The organism is Pseudaquabacterium terrae (genome assembly GCF_013266755.1).
In the GTDB taxonomy this organism is placed as follows: domain Bacteria; phylum Pseudomonadota; class Gammaproteobacteria; order Burkholderiales; family Burkholderiaceae_C; genus Pseudaquabacterium; species Pseudaquabacterium terrae.
Genome location: NZ_JABRWJ010000022.1, coordinates 26,699 through 43,465, shown reverse-complemented (window position 1 = coordinate 43,465; position 16,767 = coordinate 26,699). Strand labels below are relative to the sequence as shown.

At 68.2% G+C, this 16,767-nt stretch carries 19 protein-coding genes; 7 read left to right on the top strand and 12 right to left on the bottom strand.

The window, feature by feature from the left end; genetic code table 11:
• The coding region (locus HLB44_RS35605; protein ID WP_217283941.1) for a TIR domain-containing protein at nt 1-447 on the top strand (447 nt) is incomplete at its 5' end.
• A 167-nt stretch (nt 448-614) separates the two neighbouring features.
• Here HLB44_RS35605 and HLB44_RS35600 read toward each other — a convergent pair.
• Nucleotides 615-1,061: a pepsin/retropepsin-like aspartic protease family protein gene (locus HLB44_RS35600; RefSeq protein ID WP_173135315.1), complete on the bottom strand. Its 447-nt coding sequence runs from the start codon at nt 1,059-1,061 to the stop codon at nt 615-617.
• Nucleotides 1,046-1,297, bottom strand: coding sequence for a hypothetical protein (locus tag HLB44_RS35595; RefSeq protein ID WP_173135312.1), 252 nt, complete (start codon nt 1,295-1,297; stop codon nt 1,046-1,048). Before HLB44_RS35595 ends, HLB44_RS35600 begins: the two co-directional genes overlap by 16 nt.
• Before the next feature lie 527 nt (nt 1,298-1,824).
• On the opposite strand from HLB44_RS35595, the gene HLB44_RS35590 reads away from it, so the two are divergent.
• Nucleotides 1,825-2,943 carry a porin gene (locus tag HLB44_RS35590; RefSeq protein WP_173135308.1) on the top strand — a complete coding sequence of 373 codons (1,119 nt, stop codon included), beginning with the start codon at nt 1,825-1,827 and terminating at the stop codon, nt 2,941-2,943.
• A gap of 3 nt (nt 2,944-2,946) precedes the next feature.
• Entirely contained in the window at nt 2,947-3,564 is a 618-nt protein-coding gene (locus HLB44_RS35585) for a GDSL-type esterase/lipase family protein (RefSeq protein WP_173135305.1), read from the top strand.
• A gap of 4 nt (nt 3,565-3,568) precedes the next feature.
• Here the strand turns inward: HLB44_RS35585 and HLB44_RS35580 are convergent, their stop codons facing one another.
• From HLB44_RS35580 to cdhC, 7 genes are read right to left on the bottom strand one after another with little or no spacing between them, the layout of a single operon-like run.
• Entirely contained in the window at nt 3,569-4,345 is a 777-nt protein-coding gene (locus HLB44_RS35580; RefSeq protein ID WP_173135303.1) for an enoyl-CoA hydratase-related protein, read from the bottom strand.
• Nucleotides 4,342-6,411, bottom strand: coding sequence for an acetate--CoA ligase family protein (locus HLB44_RS35575; protein ID WP_173135300.1), 2,070 nt, complete (start codon nt 6,409-6,411; stop codon nt 4,342-4,344). The genes HLB44_RS35580 and HLB44_RS35575 overlap by 4 nt, the downstream gene beginning before the upstream one ends.
• Complete coding sequence (locus HLB44_RS35570) at nt 6,408-7,568, bottom strand: acyl-CoA dehydrogenase family protein (RefSeq protein WP_173135297.1); 1,161 nt, start codon at nt 7,566-7,568, stop codon at nt 6,408-6,410. The genes HLB44_RS35575 and HLB44_RS35570 overlap by 4 nt, the downstream gene beginning before the upstream one ends.
• Nucleotides 7,565-8,131 (bottom strand): thioesterase family protein, encoded by a 567-nt coding sequence (locus tag HLB44_RS35565; protein ID WP_173135293.1) that lies wholly within the window; start codon nt 8,129-8,131, stop codon nt 7,565-7,567. The genes HLB44_RS35570 and HLB44_RS35565 overlap by 4 nt, the downstream gene beginning before the upstream one ends.
• Nucleotides 8,128-8,508 (bottom strand): thioesterase family protein, encoded by a 381-nt coding sequence (locus HLB44_RS35560; protein ID WP_425500897.1) that lies wholly within the window; start codon nt 8,506-8,508, stop codon nt 8,128-8,130. Before HLB44_RS35560 ends, HLB44_RS35565 begins: the two co-directional genes overlap by 4 nt.
• A gap of 1 nt (nt 8,509) precedes the next feature.
• Nucleotides 8,510-9,475 (bottom strand): L-carnitine dehydrogenase, encoded by a 966-nt coding sequence (locus HLB44_RS35555; protein ID WP_173135287.1) that lies wholly within the window; start codon nt 9,473-9,475, stop codon nt 8,510-8,512.
• 7 nt (nt 9,476-9,482) lie between these two features.
• Nucleotides 9,483-10,373, bottom strand: a complete 891-nt coding sequence (cdhC, locus tag HLB44_RS35550; protein WP_173135284.1) for a 3-dehydrocarnitine:acetyl-CoA trimethylamine transferase CdhC — start codon at nt 10,371-10,373, stop codon at nt 9,483-9,485.
• A gap of 181 nt (nt 10,374-10,554) precedes the next feature.
• On the opposite strand from cdhC, the gene HLB44_RS35545 reads away from it, so the two are divergent.
• The 3 genes from HLB44_RS35545 to HLB44_RS35535 are packed head-to-tail and all read left to right on the top strand — an operon-like array spanning nt 10,555 to nt 12,251.
• On the top strand, nt 10,555-11,586 hold the full coding sequence (locus HLB44_RS35545; protein WP_173135280.1) for a GlxA family transcriptional regulator: 1,032 nt from the start codon (nt 10,555-10,557) through the stop codon (nt 11,584-11,586).
• A 26-nt stretch (nt 11,587-11,612) separates the two neighbouring features.
• Nucleotides 11,613-11,924 (top strand): type II toxin-antitoxin system RelE/ParE family toxin, encoded by a 312-nt coding sequence (locus HLB44_RS35540; protein WP_246312663.1) that lies wholly within the window; start codon nt 11,613-11,615, stop codon nt 11,922-11,924.
• Nucleotides 11,925-11,930: 6 nt separating this feature from the next.
• Complete coding sequence (locus HLB44_RS35535; RefSeq protein WP_173135277.1) at nt 11,931-12,251, top strand: addiction module antidote protein; 321 nt, start codon at nt 11,931-11,933, stop codon at nt 12,249-12,251.
• 51 nt (nt 12,252-12,302) lie between these two features.
• Here HLB44_RS35535 and HLB44_RS35530 read toward each other — a convergent pair whose 3' ends face one another.
• From HLB44_RS35530 to HLB44_RS35520, 3 genes are all read right to left on the bottom strand, one after another.
• Complete coding sequence (locus tag HLB44_RS35530; RefSeq protein ID WP_173135274.1) at nt 12,303-13,283, bottom strand: glycine betaine ABC transporter substrate-binding protein; 981 nt, start codon at nt 13,281-13,283, stop codon at nt 12,303-12,305.
• Between the two features lie 76 nt (nt 13,284-13,359).
• Nucleotides 13,360-14,718, bottom strand: a complete 1,359-nt coding sequence (locus HLB44_RS38290; protein WP_173135270.1) for an ABC transporter permease subunit — start codon at nt 14,716-14,718, stop codon at nt 13,360-13,362.
• Nucleotides 14,715-15,572 carry a quaternary amine ABC transporter ATP-binding protein gene (locus tag HLB44_RS35520; protein ID WP_173135267.1) on the bottom strand — a complete coding sequence of 286 codons (858 nt, stop codon included), beginning with the start codon at nt 15,570-15,572 and terminating at the stop codon, nt 14,715-14,717. The genes HLB44_RS38290 and HLB44_RS35520 overlap by 4 nt, the downstream gene beginning before the upstream one ends.
• A gap of 225 nt (nt 15,573-15,797) precedes the next feature.
• Between HLB44_RS35520 and choX the strand changes: the two genes are divergently transcribed.
• Nucleotides 15,798-16,748 (top strand): choline ABC transporter substrate-binding protein, encoded by a 951-nt coding sequence (choX, locus tag HLB44_RS35515; protein WP_343051776.1) that lies wholly within the window; start codon nt 15,798-15,800, stop codon nt 16,746-16,748.
• The last annotated feature ends 19 nt before the right edge of the window (nt 16,749-16,767 follow it).

The following is a 16,767-nucleotide window of genomic DNA, read 5'->3' as shown; positions in this document are numbered from 1 at the left end:
CCTGCGGCTGGGCAAGCTGACGCATCTGCCGGTCTCCCCGTTCGCCGCGGCTATGCCGCGTACTTCAGGCGCGTACGCTCACTGAACGCCGGTTGCCCGTTCCACACGAAACGACGAAGAGCCATCGAGAAGTTCGAAGCGCACGCGCCTGACGTCGATTTCGCCATCGTTCTACTCAGCCCGGACGACGTGGGCCACCGCGCTGGGCACGAGGATGAGGTGCGGCCTCGTGCTCGCCAGAACGTAATCCTCGAACTCGGCTACTTCATCGGCGCTCTCGGACGCAAGAAGGTATGCGTCCTTCACAAAGGCAACGTGGAGCTACCTTCCGACTACGTCGGCGTGCTGTATCTCGCCTTCGACGAGCGAGGAGCATGGAAGGGGGAGCTCGCCAGGGAAATGAAGGCGAGCGGCATGACGATCGACTTCAACAAGGTGTTCGCGTAGTCGCGTAGTGCCGGAACCAGCGCCCGTCCATGCCATAGGTGCACGAGAGGATTTGACTGAAGGCCCGGCGGTGGTTGCTCGCCCCCGGGGCATTGAAGATTCGGCGGCGGTGTTGTCCGCCGATGTTCCTGCTGGCGAAGCGCCCAAAGCGACCGACCCGACCGGCGCTACCAATCCAGCGTCACGACTCCGGTGTGCCCGTCGAAGGTGAGCCTCCCCTTGCAGAGGATGCTCATACCGATGATGCCCTTGTGTCCTTCGGGCGCGAAGTGTCCAGCGGGTACTGACATCACCGATTCGCTTCCATGCAGCCAACTGTCGCTGCTTGGATGGACATGCAGGCGAAGCGACAGGTCAAAGTGCCACCGATTCACGACCTGCTGAAGTCCAGTTTGAATCGTCACGGGGTTGTTCATCCGTAAGCGCCAAGTCGCGATCACGCTCTCGTCGATCACGCAGTACGGCGAGCCGGTGTCGATGAGGAACGGCACGGTGTCCGACGGGATAGGTAGCGTGCTGCGGTTCAGGTATTCCTGCCGCGGAAGACTTGGTTTGACCTCAACGCTGACGAGAGGTCGATCACCGACGATTTTGAACGCTAGCTGCCCCGGCATGCGACATGGAAGTCGAGCTGCTCGGGGATGGGCGCGATCTTCTGCAACAGGTAATGCTGCTCGTCAGAGTAGTGCTCGTAGCCGTACGTCAGTGCGGCCTCGTATGTCGCCAACACCTTGACCAGGTCACCACCCGCGAAGATCGCGTATTGGCCTGGGGAGCTTTTGAGCAGACCTCCGAGGCGACGCCTGAATTCCTCAAGATTCGTCTGCAGTGCTGTGTCGACTTCAGTCATGGGGATCTCCGGATGGCACTGAGGCACGGGGCTGCCAGGCAAATCACGGTCCGGACAACGGGCGACCATGGCTTCGCGCTCTTCATGAGAGCGCCAAGCGCTCACGGTCGAACCTCTGTCAACTGATTCCCCACAGCGTTATCCCCAGAAATCCGACGTGTTTTTACCGAAGTCGGCGAATCTCCGCAAGCGAGGAAGCGTTCATCCGGTCCGTGCAGCCAGCCACCGACGAGGGCAAGATTCGCGCCGAGCAAGGCTTGGCGCGGTTGATTCGACCTGGGGCTCGCTCACTGTCAAAAAGCTCGACATTTTCGCAGAACTTGGTAAAGCGCCTGGCGGCCCAGCCCCACGGCCCGTTCGTGAAGGTGAATCGAGTCCCGGGGTGGCGACACGCAGTGCCAGCAGATCGACCCCTTTAGCCGCCGCTCGTCGCCCCATCTCCAGTTTGTGTCGCTTCAGTACGAGGCCACACACGGCCCCCTTCCTACGATGAAGGCGAGCACCACCAACCCGTAGGAGGGGGACCGATGAGACCGAGACAACTGCCGCTGCATGCGGCCACCGCGATGGCGCTGAGCCTCGCGACCGGGGCCGCCTGGGCCCAGTCGAGCGTGAACGTCAGCGGCTACCTGAGCCTGGGCGTCATCCACAAGACGGGCGGGCCGACGCAGCTCAGCACGATCGAGCGCAGCAGCCTCGTGTTCTCCGGCACCGAGGACCTGGGCGGCGGCCTGGCGGCCACCTTCCGGCTCAGCCACCGCTTCGACCTGGACACCGGCACCGTCGAAGCCGGCGACACGATCCGCCCGTTCTGGAAAGGCGAATCGACGGTCGGCTTGAAGGGCAGCTTCGGCGCGATCCGCTTCGGGCGGGCGCTGACGCCGCTGTGGGCCCACACGTGGACTCCGGACCCGTGGTACGGCTTCAACCGCGTCGCGTCGCAGCAATGGTGGCTGCTCGCGCCCGACTACCTGTCGGACCCGATGGCCGGCCAGGGACCGGGCGGCGGGCTCGGCGGCGACTATGCGCGCATCAACAACGGCGTGTTCTACGACTCGCCGACGCTGGGCGGCTTCCGCGTTCACCTGGCCGGCGCGATCGAAAAACGCCAAGGCGACCTAACGCGCAACTTCGGCGGCATCCTGAAGTACGACCAGGGGTCGCTGAACCTCTTTGCAGTCGCCGAACAGAACAGCCAGAAGGACAAGGTCTACTACCTGGGCGGTGCCTATCAGCTCGACAAGCTCGGGCTCGGCGCCTGGTACAGCCACGGCAAGCTGAATCCGGCGGGCGCGGTTTATGGCCCCGCGTGGACCAACTGGGCCGGCGCGTCGAACCCGACCACCAAGCGCAGCGCTGCGGCGATCAATGCCAGCTACAGCATCGGGCTGGGCAGCGTGCGCGCCGGCTGGGGCAAGGACTTCCAGGGCTCGACGAGCTACTTCAACTATGTGGGCGCGACCTTCGCCAACGCCGGCACCGGATACTCCGGGCCGTCGACGATGATCAGCGCCGGCTACCTGTACAACCTGTCCAAGCGCACCAGCGTGTTCACCGATGTCGCACGCGTGCGCTGGGCCTTCGTCGATGACAACGGCCGCCGCGGGGTCACCGGCATGGACCTCGGCATCACGCACTCGTTCTGACCCATGGACACCCCTCCGACCGCGGATCACCGCATCTGCTTCTTCGGCGATTCGATGACGCAGGGCACCGCCGACCCGCAGTGCCGCGGTTGGGTGGGACGGGTGTGCGAAGCGGCGCGCGTCCGCGGCATCGACGTGACGTGCTTCAACCTGGGCGTACGGGGCGACACCAGCCGCGATGTGCGCCAGCGCTGGGAAGCCGAGTGTGCCGTCCGCTTCACCGTACCGTGCGCGACCCACGTGCTGTTCTCCTTCGGTGCCAACGACATGACGCTGCAGGACGGTGCCTTGCGTGTGGGCTACGACGAGAGCGTGGCCAACCTGCAGGCGATGGTGGTGGCGGCGCGCCAGCGCCACGCCGTGCTCGTCGTCGGCCCGAGTCCGGTGAACGAGCCGGAACAGGACGAGCGCATCGTCGCGCTGTGCCGGCGCTACGAAGCCAGCGCACAGCAGTTGCAGCTGCCCTACCTCCCCATCGTGCGCACGCTGATGAGCAACCAACGCTGGCGCGGCGATGTCGCCGCCAGCGACGGCTGTCATCCCGGCGCGCTCGGTTACGAGCTGATGGCGTCGCTGGTGCAGCGCTGGCCTGCGTGGTGGTTTGCGGACAACGCCGCTTGAGTGGTCAGCGGCCGCGCCAGACCGGAGCACGCTTCTCGACGAACGCGCGTGGGCCTTCCTGCGCGTCTTGCGAGACCAGCATCTCGCGATAGGCGGGCGAGCCGCTGCGCATCGTCCGGTACGCGGCTGCCAGGTCCTGCTCTTCGGTCGCGCGCATCACCTCCTTGATCGCCCGCACGGCCAGCGGCGCGGCCGCGACGATCGCGCGTGCCGTCGACATCGCCGCATCGAGCAGCTGGCTGCCATCGACGACCTGGTTGACGAGCCCATGCGCGAGCGCTTCGGCCGCGCCGAGGCGACGGCCGGTCAGCAGCAATTCCATCGCGATCGCGCGCGGCAGCCGTCGCGGCAGGCGCAGCACGCCGCCCGAATCGGCCACCATGCCGCGCAGCACTTCAGGCAAGGCGAACTCGGCATGTTCGGCCGCGACGATCAGGTCGGCCGCCAGCGCGAGCTCGAAGCCGCCGCCGATCGCCAGGCCGTTCACCGCGGCGATCACCGGCTTGTCGAGCGCGAAGAATTCGGTCAGCCCGGCGAAACCGCCGGGGCCGTGGTCGGCGTCGATGGCCTCACCGTTGACCGCGCCGTTCAGGTCCCAGCCGGCCGAGAAAAAACGTTCGCCGGCCGCGGTGACGACGGCCACGCGCAACGATGCGTCGTCGTGCAGCCGCGCGAAAGCGGCATGCAGCGCGCGGCTGGTCGGCACGTCGATCGCATTGGCCTTGGGACGGTCGAGCGTGATCGTCAGGATGCCGTTGTCGACAGTGGTGTGGACAGTCATGGTTCCCTGGACAAGCGAATCAGCGCGTCGACGGCAACCACACCGCGCCCCTGCGGCAGCACCAGCAGCGGATTGACGTCGAGCTCGTGCAGGCGATGGGCGTGGTGCTGCGCGAACGAAATGACGGCTTCGATGGCATTGAGCGTGGCATCGATGTCACCCACGGCGCGCCCGCGGTAGCCCACGAGCAGCGGCCAGATTCGCAGCGACATCAGCGCCCGGCGGATGTGTTCGCGCGTCGCCGGCAGCAGCAGCGTGGCGCTGTCCTTCAGCAGCTCGACCAGCACGCCGCCCGCGCCGAGGGTCAGCGCCAGGCCGAACTGCGGGTCGTGGTTCACGCCGACGATCAGCTCGGCGACCGCGCCCCGCTGCATGGTTTCGACGAGCAGGCGTTTGGACAGAGCGCTCAAGCGTTCGACCGCCTCGCGCACCGCGCCAGCATCCTGCAGGTTCAGGCACACCGCACCCGCTTCGGTCTTGTGGGCGAGCGCCGGCGACACCGCCTTGATCACCACCGGATAGCCGATGGCCTCGGCGCAGGCGAGCGCCTCTTCAGCCGCGACCGCTTCGCCGCGCGGAATCGGCACGCCGAAGCGCGCGAGCGCCTGCTTGCTGGCCCACTCGTCGAGCAGTTGCGCGTCAGCGCCGATCGACGGGGGTGGGTCGATCGGCAGCAGCTCGCCGCGCCGGCGGCGACCCTCCCCGATCGCGGCCGACGCGGCCACCGCGTCGAGCGCATCGGCCTCGCCTTGCAGTGGCGCGATGCCCAGACTCACCAGCCGCTCGGCGATGGGCTCCGGCAACCCTTCGGGCAGCGAGCTGACCACCGCCGACGCCGCGCCGGTGCGCTGCTGCGCGGCAATGAACGCATCCAGCGCCGTCTGCCAGTCGCCGGCGCTGCAGCGGTCGGCCCGCGGCAGGTCGAGCAGCAGCAGATGCAGGTCGAAGCGACAGTCCATCAGCGCCGCGAAGCAGTCGGTCTGCGCGGCCAGATCACCCCAGATGTAGGTGTGATAGTCGAGCGGGTTGGTGACGTTCACTTTGTCGCCTAGCAGCGCCTGCAGGCGCTCGCGCGGCGCTGCCGGCAAGGCAGGCATCTGCAGGCCACGCGGCTCGGCGAGGTCGGCCACCAGCGCGGCCTCGCCGCCGGAGCAACTGGCCGACGCGATGCGCCGGCCCGGCAGCGCGCCATGCACATGCAGCAGCTTCAGCGTCTCGACCAGCGCCACCGGCTCGTGCACACGGGCGATGCCGAAGCGCCTGAAGAACGCGTCGCACAAGGCATCCGCGCCGGCCAGCGAGCTGGTGTGGCTGAGCGCGATCTGTGCGCCCACCGCCGAGCCGCCGCACTTCAGCGCCACCAGCGGCACGCCACGCTCCAGCGCACGCAGTGCGACACGCGAGAACGCGGCGGCATCGCCCAGGCCTTCGATGTGCAGGCCGATCGCGGTCACGCGGGGATCGTCGAGCAGACCGTCGATCGCGTCGGCGAGCCCCGTGCCGGCCTGGTTGCCGAGCGTGATCAGGTAGGCGATCGGCAGGCCGCGCCGCTGCATCGTCACATTGATGCCGATGTTGCCGCTTTGCGCGACGATCGCAACGCCGCGCTCGACCCGCCGTGCGCCATGCTGGTCGGGCCACAGGGCGGCACCGTCGAGCAGGTTCAGCACGCCGTAGCAGTTGGGGCCGATCAGCGCCATCGGCTGCGCCGCACTCACCAGCCGGGCCTGCAGCACCGCCCCTTCGGCGCCGACCTCGGCGAAGCCCGAGGCATAACACACGGCCCCGCCGGCACCGCGCGCGGCGAGCGCGGCGACGACCTCGATGCTCGACTCGCGCGGCAAGGCGATGAAGCTCGCGTCGGGTGCTTGCGGCAAGTCCGCCACCGAACGAAAGCAGCGCAGCCCTTCGACGTCGACGTGCCGCGGATGCACCGGCCAGATCTCGCCGGCAAAGCCGATGCGCCGGCATTGGCGCACCACCTCCGCCGCGGGCCGGCCGCCGAACACCGCGACGTGGCGCGGCTTCAGCAGCCGGTGCAGGTTCTCGCGTTGCAGCGGATTCATGCGCCATGCGAGCGCAGCAGCGCACGCGAAATGATGTGCCGCTGGATCTCGCTGGTGCCGTCCCAGATGCGCTCGACCCGCGCGTCGCGCCAGAAGCGCTCGATCGGCAGCTCGCTCATCAGCCCCATGCCGCCGTAGATCTGCACCGCGTGGTCGGTGATGCGCGCCAGGGCCTCGGTGGCGAAGAGCTTGGCCATCGCGGCGTCGGGGTCGGTCATGCGGCCCTGGTCGAGCTTCCACGCGGCCTGCAAGGTCAGCAGCTCCGCGGCCTCGAGCTCGGTCGCCATGTCGGCGAGCTTGAAGCCGGTGCCCTGGAACTGCCCGATCGGCTGGCCGAACTGCCTGCGCGTGGCCGCCCACTCCGTCGTCATCTCCAGCACACGCCGCGCCCGGCCGACGCTGGTGGCCGCCACCGTGAGCCGGCTCGCGCCCAGCCATTGCCCCATCAACGCGAAGCCTTGCCCCTCCTCGCCGAGCCGCTGCGCCAGCGGCACGCGGCAGTGGTCGAAGAACAGCTCGCACTGGTGGTAGCCGCGGTGCGACACGCAAGCCGAACCGCGCCGCACCGTGAGGCCGGGCGTGTCCTTGTCGACCAGGAAGGCGGTGATCAGCTTCTTCGTGCCGCGCGGCGTCTCTTCGCTGCCGGTGGCGGCGAACAGGATCACGAAGTCGGCGCTGTCGGCATGGCTGATGAAGTGCTTGCTGCCGCTGATGACGTAGTGCTCGCCGTCGCGCACGGCCCGGGTCTGCATCGCACGCACGTCGGAGCCGGCGTTGGGCTCGGTCATCGCCAGGCAGTCGTGGCGCTCGCCGCGGATCGCCGGCAGCAGGTACACGGCGGCCTGCGCCGGGTTACAGGCCTGCAGAATGTTGCTGGGCCGCGCCACCAGCATCTGCAGCGCAAACGAGGTGCGGCCGAGCTCGCGCTCCATCAGCGTCATCGCCAGGTGGTCGAGCCCGCCGCCGCCCAGCGGCTCGGGCATGTTGGCGGCGTAGAGGCCGGCGGCGATGGCCTTGGCCTGGATCTCGCGCGCCAGCTCGGGCGGCACCTCGTCGAGCCGCTCGACCAGCGCTTCATGCGGCATCAGCTCGTGCTCGACGAAGCGGCGAACGGTGTCGACGATCATCTGCTGCTCGTCGCCGAGGGCGAAGTTCATGGCGTGTCCCTGGGGCGGCGGATGCCGATGGTGTGGCCGGCCTGCTCGGGCGTCGGCAGCAGCGCGTGCGCGGCGCGGATCGCGAGCAGGCGTTCGTAGAGCTCGCCCGGCAGCGGTGCCGAGCGGCCGGTGTGCAGGTCCACATGCACCAGCAGCTGCTCGGCGGTGGCCAGCAGCGCGCCGCTGCCGCCGTGATGCATCGCCTGGAACACATGGGCGCGCTTGCGGTCCAGGTCCAGCAGCTGGTAGCTCAGCCGCAGCGGCTCGCCTTCCATCGCCTCGCGCAGGTAATGGATGTGCGTCTCGACGGTGTAGAACGATAGTCCGCTCGCGCGGTAGGCCTCGTCGATGCCGACATAACGGAAGAAGGCATCGGAGTTGTCGCCGAAGACGAGCAGGTAACACGACTCGCTCATGTGCTTGTTGTAGTCCACCCATTCGGGCTTGACCGGGGTCTGGTGGACGCGCAGCGGCGCGGGAATGGTCGCGTCGGAATCCCAATCGCGGTGCGGATTGCCCTCGTAGGGTGTGATCACCCCGTGCGGGCCCTGCAGGTCTCTCATGGCAGCTCCCGGATGCGTTCGAGCACGGGCTCGGGAAACGGCGCGGCGCGCGGGCCGTCGGTGTCGACATGCAGCAGCAGCTGCTCGGCCGTCGCGACGGGTTCCGCACCGTCCTCGACGAACATCGTCTGCTGCAGACGCAGGCGCTTCGCATCGTGGGTCATGCGCCGCGTCTCGACACGCAGCGCCTGGCCCTCGCGCACTTCGCGCAGGTAGCGGATCTGCGTCTCCACCGTGTAGAGGCTGCTGCGATGCCGCGCGCGGCCGGCGGCATCGAGGCCGATCTGGTCCATCAGCGCGTCGACCGCGTGGCTGAAGACCAGCGCGTAATAGGCATCGCGCAAGTGGCCGTTGTAGTCGACCCACTCGGCTTGCACCTCAGTCCTCGACGTTGAAACCATGCCGCGCCTTCGCCTCCCGCACCGCCGCCAGCACCCCCAGGATGCAATCGTCCCGATAGCGCTCCAGCGCGCGGATCGATCGCGCCCCCTGCTGCGCGGCCGTGCCGTCGACCACCCGATCGATCAGCGCCTCGGTCAGCTCCGGCGCGACCAGCTGCGTCCACGGCAGCTTCAGCGCCGGCCCGAACTGCGACATGAAGTGCCGCATGCCCAGCTCGCCGCCGGCCAGCGTGTAGGTCAGGAAGCTGCCCATGAACGACCAGCGGATGCCGGCGCCGAAGCGGATCGCATCGTCGATCTCGCCGGTGCTGGCGACGCCGTCGTTGACCAGGTGCAGCGCCTCGCGCCACAGCGCTTCGAGCAGGCGATCGGCGATGAAGCCGGGCACCTCCTTGCGCACCAGCAGCGGGCGCATGCCGAGCGCGCTGTAGACCTGCGCGGCGGCGGCCAACGCCGCGGGCGCGGTGTTCTTGCCGCCGACCAGCTCGACCAGCGGCAGCAGGTAGACCGGGTTGAACGGATGCCCGACCAGGCAACGCTCGGGGTGCCGGGCATCGGCATGGAAGTGCGACGGCAGCAGCCCGGACGTCGACGACGCGATGAGCGCATCGGGCCGGGCCGCGGCGCTGATCTGCGCGTGCAGCTGCAGCTTCAGGTCCTCGCGCTCGGGCGCGCTCTCCTGGATGAAGTCGGCCTCGGCGACACAGGCCTCGATGCTGTCGACGAAGCGCAGCCGCGACGGCGATGCACCGGGTGCCAGCCCGAGCTTCACCAGCGCCGGCCAGGCGTTGTCCACCGTCTCGCGCAGCGACCGCTCGGCGCCCGCTGCCGGATCGCAGGCGATGACGTCGAGCCCGTTGGCCAGCGCGCGCGCCACCCAGCCGCCGCCGATCACGCCGGTGCCGACCGCCGCGAAAGTCTTGATCGAAGTGATGAAGTCCATCGCGCGCTCAACCCCGCTTGGCCAGGCCGAGCTTGGCGCGCCCTTCGGCCGGCGTCAGCGGCCGCGCCCCCATGCGCGTGATCAGCTCGATCGCGCGCTCGACCAGCGCGCCGTTGCTCGCCGGCACGCCGCGGTCGAGCCACAGGTTGTCCTCCAGGCCCACCCGCACATGGCCGCCCAGCAGCACCGCCTGCGCCACCATCGGCATCTGCATGCGGCCGATGCCGAAGCCGGCCCAGATCGCGCCCGGCGGCAGGCTGTCGACCATCGCCTTCATCGTTGTCGTGTCGGCCGGCGCGCCCCACGGGATGCCCAGGCACAGCTGGAACAGCGGCGGCGCGTCGAGCAGGCCTTCGGCCAGCAGCTGCTTGGCGAACCACAGGTGGCCGGTGTCGAACACCTCGAGCTCGGGCTTCACGCCGAGCTCGCGGATGCGCTGGGCGCCGGCACGCAGCTGGTTGGGCGTGGAGACGTAGATGAAATCGCCGTCGCCGAAGTTCAGCGTGCCGCAGTCGAGCGTGCAGATCTCGGGGCGCAGCTCCTCCACGTGCAGCAGCCGGGTCAGGCCGCCGACCAGGTCGGTGCCCTCGCCGAAGGCCAGCGGCGACTCGCCCGCGCCGACCTGCAGGTCGCCGCCCATGCCGGCGGTGAGATTGATGATCACGTCGACACCCGACGAGCGGATGTGGTCGACCAGCGCGCGGTACAGCGCCGGGTCGCGGCTGCCTTTTCCGGTGTGCGGGTCGCGCACATGGCAGTGCACGACGGTGGCGCCGGCCTTCGCGGCCTCGATCGCGGCATCGGCGATCTGGCGCGGGGTGACGGGGATGGCGGGGTGTTTGCCCACCGTGTCGCCGGCACCGGTGACGGCGCAGGTCACGATCACTTCGTTGTTCACAGGGCTCCTTCGGGCGGGGTTGTCGTGCCGCGGTCTACGTGAAAACGATAGCCACTTGCCCCCTGGACCCCGCGCCTTCCGGCGACACAAGATTGCCTTGCCGCGACGCCCGCGCCTGGCGTCTTCCCGGCCCCGGGCCCCGGGGATTGCTGCGGCCGAGACCGCCACCGAGGATTCGCGCATGAACCTTCGCCCGACGGATGCCGCGGAAGACGTTCACTTCCTGCTGCTGCCGAAGTTCTCGATGCTGGGATTCGTCTCGGCGCTCGAGCCGCTGCGCGTGGCCAACCGCTTTCGCCCGAACTCGTATCGCTGGCACATCCTCAGCGTGAACGGCGGGCCGGTGGCGGCGAGCGACGGCATCGCGCTGATGGCCGACCACGCCATCGCCGAAGTGACCGACGCGTCCTGCGTGTTCGTGGTCGCCGGCTTCAGCCCGCTGGACGAGCACACCACCGAGCTCTCGGCCTGGCTGCAGTGGCTGGACCAGCGGCGCGCCACGCTGGGCGCCATCGACAGCGGCTGCTTCAACCTGGCCGCCGCGGGCCTGCTCAAGCGCGAGCGCATCACGATGCACTGGGAGGCGATCCCCGCGTTCATCGAGTGTTATCCCGGCCCCGTCGTCACGCAGGAGCTGTTCGAGATCAGCGACCGGCGCATCACCTGCGCCGGCGGCACCGCGTCGATCGACATGATGCTGGACCTGATCGCGCGCAAGCACGGCAGCGAGCTGGCGGTGCAGGTGAGCGAGCAGTTCGTGCAGGGCCGCATCCGCCAGCGCTCGGACCACCAGCGCATGCAGATCGGCATGCGCTACGGCGTGTGCAACAAGAAGATCACGCAGGTGCTGAACATCATGGAGCAGCACACCGAGGCGCCGATGTCGGTGGACGAGCTGGCGAGCACGGTGTGCGTGACGCGGCGGCAGCTCGAGCGGCTGTTCAAGCTGCACCTGGGCGACACGCCGTCGAACTTCTACCTGCGGCTGCGGCTCGACCAGGCGCGGCGCCTGCTGCAGCAGACGCAGATGAGCATCGTCGAGGTCAGCGTGGCCTGCGGATTCGAGTCGGCGTCGTACTTCTCGCGCGCGTACCGCACGCGCTTCAAGCTGGCGCCCAGCGGGGATCGGGTGGCGAAGGTGACGCTGCCGGGCGTGGGCGTAAGAGACGCGATTCAGACCGAACGCCGGCCTCAACATCCGCTCGATGCTTGACGCTTGACGCTTGACATGTGTATCCCATGGGATACGATGTAGCGATGCGCGTGCAGGTGACAGCGGTCTATCGTGATTGGATCAATGCTCTCAAGGATCAGGCCGGTCGCGCGCGCATCCAGGTTCGTGTCGATCGACTTGTTCACGGGAACCCTGGCCAGTACCGCAATCTCACGGATGGTGTGTCGGAGTTGAAGGTCGACTTCGGTCCCGGCTACCGCGTCTACTACACCGAGCGAGGTGGTGAGCTCATCGTTCTGCTCGCCGGCGGCGACAAGTCGAGCCAGCAACAGGACATCAAGCGAGCCATCGCGCTTGCCCGGAATTTGCAGGAGTAGTTCGTCATGCCCAAGGGGTCGCTCAAGAAATCAGCCGCGAAGACCAAGACCGTTCCCTACGACGTCGCCGAGCAGCTGCGCACGCCAGAAGAGATGGCGGCCTATCTCGATGCCTGGCTTGCGGAGGCCCCCGACGACGCCGCAGGCATCGCTCGAGCGCTTGGCGACATCGCGCGCGCAAAAGGAATGTCGCAGGTGGCTCGCGATGCGGGACTCAGCCGCGAGAGCCTCTACAAGGCGCTCAGCGAAAACGGAAACCCTAGCTTCGCCACCGTGCTCAAGGTCGCCCGGGCACTGGGTGTCCGCCTGCACGCAGAAGCCGCCTGATCGCGACGCCGCAGAGGCGCCGCGCCGGACCAGTGCGCGCAGCGCCGTTGACTACTTCACCCCCGCCAGCCAGGCATTGACCTTGTCCGGGTTGGCCGCCACCCATTCCTTGGCCAGCGCCGCCGGGTCGGTCTTGTCGGTGATCCGCAGGATCCATTCGTTCATCGTCGGCACGTCGAAGCTGACCTGCTTGAGGAACTGCGCGACCTTGGGCGCGCGCTTGTGCAGCGACTTGGAATAGGCCACGTGAATCGTGCTGGCCGGTGATGCGCAGGCGATCCTGGCCTTGTCCTGCCAATCGGGCGCCTCCTGCGGCTGCACCATCTTGTGGCAGCTCTCGTTGTGCGCCGGCTGCTCCAGCTTGCGCAGGTCGAACTTCTTGAACAGGCCCTCGGGCTCCCAGAAGTACAGCACGAAGGGCTTCTGCGCCGACACCGCCTTGGCCAGCTCGGCGCGCATCACCGCGTCGGAAACGATGAAGGGCTTCATCGTCTTGTCGTAGCCGTAGCCCTTGGCGCGCATCAGCTCGATGTTGGTGCCGTTCCAGCCCGGTGCGCCGGGCCAGTACGAGCCCTTGCCCGAACCGTCGGTGTCGAACAGCTTGGCGATCTTCGGGTCGGCGAGCTGCTGCACCGATTTGACGCCGTACTTGTCCTGCACGAAGCCGGGCACGAACAGACCGTCGCTGCCGGTGTAGGGCTTGTCGTTGACCAGCACCGTCTCCTTCGAGCCCGCGGCGACGAACTTGGCATGGCGATCGGCCTGCGCCGGCAGCCACAGCTCGGGATGCACGTCGATGCTGCCGTCGCCCTTGTCCATCGCCGCGAAGATCGCCGCCTGGTCGGCGGGGATGATCTTGACGTCGGCACCGAGCCGGCTTTCGATGATCACCTTCAGCACGTTGCTGACGGCATGCGATGCCTCCCAGCTGACGTCGCCGATGACGATGGTTTCCTTGGCCATGGCCGTGGCGCTAGCGCCGAGGAAAGCCGCTGCCCAGGCGGCCATGAGGGCGTGTTGAAACCGTTTCACTGCGTACTCCAAAGTTGGATTTCCAGCACCACGAGCACGCCTTCGACGCGGGTGGCCAGCCCGCGCCGAAAACGCCTCACTCCTTCCCCTTGTGTTTATCGCCGGCGCCGTTGCGTCCCTGGACCAGGCGGTCCAGCAACATCGCGCACAGCACGATCGCCAGGCCTGCCAGCAGGCCCGCACCGTTCTCCATCTGCTGCAGTGCAGACAGCACGTCGAAACCGAGGCCGCCCGCGCCGATCAGCGCCGAGATGACGACCATCGACAGGCTCATCATGATGCTCTGGTTGATGCCGGTCATGATCGAGTCGATGGCCATCGGCAGCTCCGCCTTGACGAGCAATTGCAGCGGGCTCGCGCCGAAGGCGAGCATCGCCTCCTTCACGTCGCGCGGCACGCCCTGGATGCCCAGCGCGGTGAGCTTGATGACCGGCGGCATCGCGAACACCACCGTCGCCAGCACGGCCGGCGGCTTGCCGATCGAGAAGAAGGCGATCGCCGGCAGCAGGTAGACGAAGCTCGGCATCGTCTGCATGAAGTCCATCACCGGATTGGCGATGCGGTTCAGCATGCGGTACTTGGCGCACAGGATGCCCAGCGGCACGCCGAACAGCACGCAGATCAGCACCGCCGCGGCCACCAGCGACATCGTCGAGATCGCCTTCTCCCAGAAACCGAAGAGACCCAGGTAGGCCAGGATGCCGGCCGCGAACAGCAGCGCGCGCACGCCGCCGGCGCGCCAGGCGAGCAGCAGCAGCACCAGCACCTGCGCGGGCCAGGGCATCGCCAGCAGCACCCGCTCGATCGCATCGAGCACGCCGCGCACGGCCAGCGTGATCGCATCGAAGAACGGCCCGCAGCTCACCGTGAGCCAGTGCACCGTCTGGTTGATGCCGTTCTGCGTGGCGATGCTGATCGTGCGCGCCACGGGGAAGCTGCGCACCAGCTCGGGCAGCGGATAACCCGCCGTCTGCAGCACGATCAGCGCGAAGGCCGGCAGCGCCATGCCCGCCGCCAGCAGCAGCCGCCAGGCGTCGAAGCGATGGCTCGACTTCGACCCGACCCGCCACGTGCAGAAGGCCTGCCAATAGGCCCAGTTGCCGGCAAAGCCGACGAGCAGCCGGCCGAAGGCGAGCACCAGAATGCCCTCGGCCGGCGCCGTCGACCGCCACTCGCTGAAGGCCCAGCAGGCGCCCACCGTGTCGAGCACCAGCGACAGCCAGAACAGCCCCCAGAGGCCGCGTGCGGCGGCCCAGTACGGCCCGCCCAGCAGCGCCGCCCAACTGAGCTTGACGCGCGAACGCTGCGCACCGGCCAGGCGCTCGAACACCGCCAGGTAGTGCGGCGCACTCAGCCCGCTGAAGTGGCGCACGTGCTCCAGCCGCAGCTTGGTGCTGACGCTGTTGATCAGCCCGCGCTCGCTGGGCGCGTTCACGACAGCGCTCCCTTGGCCTTCACGGCGGCGAGCGAGATCCCTTGTACGAACCGGGCGACGTAGTCGTCCGCCGGATGGCCCACCACCTGCTCGGCGCTGCCGGTCTGCACGATGACACCGTCGCGCATGATCGCGATGCGGTGGCCGATGCGGATCGCCTCGTCGATGTCGTGGGTGATGAACAGCGTGGTCTTGTGCATCTGCGCCGAGAGCTCGATGAACTGCTCCTGCAGCTGGCGGCGGATCAGCGGGTCGAGCGCCGAGAAAGGCTCGTCCATCAGCAGCACCGAGGGGTCGGCCGCCAGCGCCCGCGCCAGGCCCACGCGCTGCTGCATGCCGCCGGACAGCTCGTAGGGCATGTGGTCGGCCCAGGCTTCGAGGTTGACCATGCGCAGCTTCTCCTCGGCCATCTCGTAGCGCTGGTCGCGCGGCATGCCGCGCAGCTCCAGGCCCAGCGCCACGTTGTCGCGCACCGTGCGGTGCGGCAGCAGCGCCATGTTCTGGAACACCATGCCGATCGAGCGCGCGCGCAGCTGGCGCAGCGCCTTCTGGTTGAGCTTGCCGATGTCCTGCCCGCCGACGCGGATCTCGCCGGCGCTGGGCTCGATCAGGCGGTTGACGTGGCGCACCAGCGTGGACTTGCCGCTGCCCGACAGGCCGATGATGCAGAAGATCTCGCCCTTCATCACCTGCAGGTTCACATCGGCGATGGCCAGCGTGCAGTCGTACTGGCGCTGCACCTCGCTGCGGTCGAGCCCGCGGCTGCGCGCGGCTTCCAGCGCTTCGCGGTGGCGCTGGCCGAACACCTTCCAGACGTTGCGGCATTCGACTTCGATGACCGATGCGTGCGGCATATCCCAATGATTCCTTCGGTGGCAGCGGAAATTTATCCGGCAGGACCCCCACCGCCCTGTTCGTGCCGCGACCAGGATTTGGACTGCCGCGACTTTCGGCGCGCTGACTGCACCGGGGATTACCCCCGATGTCGGGTGCGTGCTGGGGCATGTCGAAAAACGACCTGAGCGGGCGGGCGCTTGTGTCTCCAATCGGGCGTTTGAAGCCATTGCCGGAGTGCCACCGTGTCCCTTGCCAGCACAACCCCGTGGGCGCTCGCGCTGCTGGCCTGCGGCGCCGCCGCCGCGCCGCTGCAGGACCCACCGGCCTGCCGCGACGTGCGGCTGGTCGACGTCGGCTGGAGCGACAACGCCGCCACCACCGGCCTGGCCGCCGTGGTGCTGGAGGGCCTGGACTACCGGCCGAGCATCACCTACGCCTCGGTGCGCGTGGCCTTCGCCGGCATGGCGGCGCGCAACGTCGACGCCTTTCTCGGCTACTGGAAGCCGGTGATGAGCCCGCGCATCGAGCCCTTCGTGAAAGCCGGGCAGATCCAGGTGCTGGAGCAGCCCAACCTGACCGGCGCGAAGGCCACGCTGGCGGTGCCGGACTACCTGCACGCCCAGGGCCTGAAAAGGTTTGCCGACATCCATCGCTTCGAGAAGGCGCTCGATGGCCGCATCTTCGGCATCGAGCCGGGCACCGGCAGCAATGCGCTGATCCAGCGAATGATCGAGAAGAACGAATTCGGCGTGGCGAACTTCAGGCGCATGGAGTCGTCCGAGAGCGGCATGCTCACCGAGGTGCAGCGTGCCGTGAAAGACCGCCGGCCCATCGTCTTCCTCGGCTGGGAACCGCACCCGATGAACGTGCAGTTCCGCATCCGCTACCTGGAAGGCGGCGATGCGGTGTTCGGCCCGAATTTCGGCGAGTCCAGCATCTACACCGCCGTGCAGGCCGGCTACGGGCGGCGCTGCCCGAATGTCGGTGCGCTGCTCGCCAACCTGCAGTTCACGACGGACATCGAGAACCAGGTGATGGCCGCGATCGTCGAGAAGACGAGCCCCGTGCAGGCCGCGCGCGACTGGCTGCGCAAGAACCCCGAGGTGCTGGCGACGTGGCTGCGCGGCGTGCGCAGCTTCGGCGGCGAGGACGGACTGGCCGCCGTGCGCAAGGCGCTGCTCGGCGCGCCGTGAACCTCATCGAATGCTGAAC

Coding starts and splice junctions, on each gene's coding strand:
- HLB44_RS35600 (WP_173135315.1), bottom strand. CDS start 1,061: ATGCCGGGGCAGCTAGCGTTCAAAATCGTCGGTGATCGACCTCTCGTC.
- HLB44_RS35595 (WP_173135312.1), bottom strand. CDS start 1,297: ATGACTGAAGTCGACACAGCACTGCAGACGAATCTTGAGGAATTCAGG.
- HLB44_RS35590 (WP_173135308.1), top strand. CDS start 1,825: ATGAGACCGAGACAACTGCCGCTGCATGCGGCCACCGCGATGGCGCTG.
- HLB44_RS35585 (WP_173135305.1), top strand. CDS start 2,947: ATGGACACCCCTCCGACCGCGGATCACCGCATCTGCTTCTTCGGCGAT.
- HLB44_RS35580 (WP_173135303.1), bottom strand. CDS start 4,345: ATGACTGTCCACACCACTGTCGACAACGGCATCCTGACGATCACGCTC.
- HLB44_RS35575 (WP_173135300.1), bottom strand. CDS start 6,411: ATGAATCCGCTGCAACGCGAGAACCTGCACCGGCTGCTGAAGCCGCGC.
- HLB44_RS35570 (WP_173135297.1), bottom strand. CDS start 7,568: ATGAACTTCGCCCTCGGCGACGAGCAGCAGATGATCGTCGACACCGTT.
- HLB44_RS35565 (WP_173135293.1), bottom strand. CDS start 8,131: ATGAGAGACCTGCAGGGCCCGCACGGGGTGATCACACCCTACGAGGGC.
- HLB44_RS35555 (WP_173135287.1), bottom strand. CDS start 9,475: ATGGACTTCATCACTTCGATCAAGACTTTCGCGGCGGTCGGCACCGGC.
- HLB44_RS35545 (WP_173135280.1), top strand. CDS start 10,555: ATGAACCTTCGCCCGACGGATGCCGCGGAAGACGTTCACTTCCTGCTG.
- HLB44_RS35540 (WP_246312663.1), top strand. CDS start 11,613: ATGGGATACGATGTAGCGATGCGCGTGCAGGTGACAGCGGTCTATCGT.
- HLB44_RS35535 (WP_173135277.1), top strand. CDS start 11,931: ATGCCCAAGGGGTCGCTCAAGAAATCAGCCGCGAAGACCAAGACCGTT.
- HLB44_RS35520 (WP_173135267.1), bottom strand. CDS start 15,572: ATGCCGCACGCATCGGTCATCGAAGTCGAATGCCGCAACGTCTGGAAG.